This is a genomic window from Streptomyces sp. URMC 126 (assembly GCF_051386555.1).
In the GTDB taxonomy this organism is placed as follows: domain Bacteria; phylum Actinomycetota; class Actinomycetes; order Streptomycetales; family Streptomycetaceae; genus Streptomyces.
This window is the reverse complement of the sequence record NZ_JBPQTX010001143.1, coordinates 1-250: the sequence shown is the minus strand read 5'-3', so window position 1 is coordinate 250 and position 250 is coordinate 1. Positions and strand designations below refer to the sequence as shown.

The following is a 250-nucleotide window of genomic DNA, read 5'->3' as shown; positions in this document are numbered from 1 at the left end:
GCTGATTATGCCTGCTGGGAACCGAGGAGGTTGAGGACCTCGTCGGTGCATGTCGCCTCACGAAGTTGCCGGGCGGTTTCGGGATTAGACAAGATTCTTGCGAGGGCTGCCATAATCTCGAGGTGCTCGTCGCTGGACGACGCGATAGGAATGACGACAGTGCAGATGTTCCCGTCCCATTCAACGCCCTCGGGGAATTGGAGGAAGCCTAGGGTGGCCTTGTCGATGTGGTCGCGGACCTCATCGACAC

At 58.8% G+C, this 250-nt stretch carries 1 protein-coding gene; it reads right to left on the bottom strand.

The window, feature by feature from the left end; genetic code table 11:
• Positions 1–5 precede the first annotated feature (5 nt).
• Positions 6–250 (bottom strand): PTS sugar transporter subunit IIA (locus ACSNOK_RS35430; RefSeq protein WP_436784787.1); only part of this gene is annotated, 245 nt, incomplete at its 5' end.